At 62.5% G+C, this 2,359-nt stretch carries 2 protein-coding genes; both read right to left on the bottom strand.

Going from position 1 to position 2,359, the window contains the following annotated elements; all coding sequences use genetic code 11:
• Positions 1-52 precede the first annotated feature (52 nt).
• Positions 53-1,240 (bottom strand): phytanoyl-CoA dioxygenase family protein, encoded by a 1,188-nt coding sequence (locus OXH56_06630; GenBank protein MCY3554984.1) that lies wholly within the window; start codon positions 1,238-1,240, stop codon positions 53-55.
• A gap of 200 nt (positions 1,241-1,440) precedes the next feature.
• Positions 1,441-2,359 (bottom strand): hypothetical protein (locus tag OXH56_06625; GenBank protein ID MCY3554983.1); only part of this gene is annotated, 919 nt, incomplete at its 5' end.

The following is a 2,359-nucleotide window of genomic DNA, read 5'->3' as shown; positions in this document are numbered from 1 at the left end:
TGAACGACTTCCTTGCGGCTGTTCGCGGCGCGACTTCCTGCACCGCGGCCTTCTAGGCCAGCTTATAGGCCGCACCGATACGCAGGGGTTCCGCTTCGTCGCCCATGACGTGCATCTGTTCGGCCAGTTCGCCGGCCTCGGTTTCCCGCCCCGCCGGGGTCAGCGCCCTCGTTTCGGGCCGCGGCGGCGGCGTCCGCCCCGTCCGCATCCAGTGATTATGATATCTCCACACCACGGTCGTGTCGTCGCTCGCTGCATGCAGGTCGACCCCGGTCACGGGATCTTCTCCGAGTTCACGCCAGGAGACTTCGCCCGGCACATCGCATTCATCGCCGTCGGGTTCCGTCGTCCGATAGATCCAGAAACGCCACATGAAGCGGGGGTGGTCGTCCCACAGGCGCCAGTCGTCTCTCCTGTGGTTCCCCCGGTGGAACGTGTTGTGGGAATAAAGCAGCACGCTGCCCGCCCGCAGCGGCGCCGCCTCGAGGGGTTTAACGAGGGGCCATCCCGTGTTCGACACGGCTTCCCGCATCCGGACGTCGTGGGCCGTGCGCCGGTGGACGACGTCCTCCCAGTCGTATTCGGAATCGGGACCGCTCACCGGGACGCCTTCCATTCCGCTGATCTGGTATTCGAAATCGAGGTGGTCGGCGCCCGCGAAATTGTCGTGGTTTTCTTCGTGGTTGAACGTCCAGTAGTGGGAGTAGGGCACGGTGGCCGTGGGGCCCATGACTTCGGTCACGTCCTGGGGATAGTAGAGCATCTCGATCTGCACGGCCTGGTGATGGCGCTGCTTGCGGCCGTTGTACGGACCGTTGTCGTCCTTGTGCCAGTGCTGATCCCGGGCGCCACTCGCGAAGGAGGCATTGTGGGTAAAGGGAACGATGGCCCAGTTCCGGCCCACGATCCGATCGCAGGCCTCGACCACGCCCGGCGCGTTGATGACTTCAAGGACTTCCGGAATGCCGCCCGGGGTCACCGGTTTTCTTGCCAGGTAGGCCTGCTTCTCCAGCGTGTATATGCGTTGGTGGATCTCTTCTGGGATGCCGAGGCATTCCGGCGGCAGGGCGACGATGCCGCGGAAAGCGAAATCCCGGACGAGGTGGTCCGGTTCGGTGTAAGGCAGCGAAGCATAGGTTTTCGTAGCCACGATCAGCGCTGTCTTCCCCGTTCGGCCTGGCATGCTCGCGCGATGTACCGCCATGCGCGACGTCAGGGTCGCATGGAAGTCCGAAGGCACGCGCCCTGGGCGATCCTTCTACCTGGGCGCCTGCCTGAATATCTGAGCACCAGTCTGACTTTCTGAGCCGCATTATGAACGCGACATTGACAGGGCCTGCGCCCGGCCGGGGAATCTAATGCCGAACAGGGAGGTCGTCAAACCTGAAATTGACGCGGGGGCGCGTCCACGGCGCACTCGTGCTGCAGGGCGCAGACGGTTCACTCGTGCTGCAAAGCGTCCACGGGATCGGTATGGGCGACAGTGACGGCTCTGTAGCTTACGGTAAGCATCGTAACAGTGATGGCCAGTGCCGCGGCGAGCACGAATATCCAGGGAGAAAGGTCCGTACGGTACGCGAAGCCGTCGAGCCAGTCGTTCATCACGAAGTATGCGATGGGCCAGGCAATGAGGATGGCGTACGCGACCAGCCGGACGTATTCTTTCGAAAGCAGCGCGACGATGCCGGAAGCGGTTGCCCCCAGCACCTTCCGCACGCCGATTTCCCGGGTTCGCTGTTCCGCCGTGAAGGAAGCGAGTCCCAGCAGTCCCAGACACGCGATGAAGACGGCCAGTATGGAAAAACTGCGGAAGATGCTTCCCTGCCGCGCTTCGTTCTGGTACAGCCGGTTGAAATTCTCGTCGAGAAACGAATACGTGAACGAATCGTCCGGGTAGATCTCGCGCCAGTTGTTTTCCAGGAATCCTATCGTTTCGGCCACTTCATCCGGGGCGATCCTGATCGCGAGATAGTGGAGCGGATCCGGGCCGGGCGCCAGCTGCAGCATCATCGGTTCGATACCGCTGTGCAGCGACCGCACGTGGAAGTCCCGCACGACCCCAATGACCCGGCCGTCCTTGAAGTTCCCCAGGCGGATTTTCCTGTCGAGCGGAGCGCCTTCCCAGCCCAGCCATTTCACGGCGGCCTCGTTGATCACGAACGCCTGCAGCGTATCCGTGGGGAAGGATCTGGAGAAATCGCGTCCCGCCGTGAGTTCGATGCCCATCGTGCGGATGAAATCGTGATCGATCCACATGTTGTTGATACGGACCAGTTCCTCCTCCGGCGCGCCGTCCGGCGTGAAGAGGATAAGATGTCCCAGGACGAGCGGGATCGAACTGCCGTAGTCATCGGTAGCG

This window comes from Gemmatimonadota bacterium (genome assembly GCA_026702745.1).
GTDB lineage: Bacteria > JAAXHH01 > JAAXHH01 > JAAXHH01 > JAAXHH01 > JAAXHH01.
The sequence above is the reverse complement of the archived record's forward strand: the minus strand, read 5'-3'. Positions and strand labels throughout refer to the sequence as shown.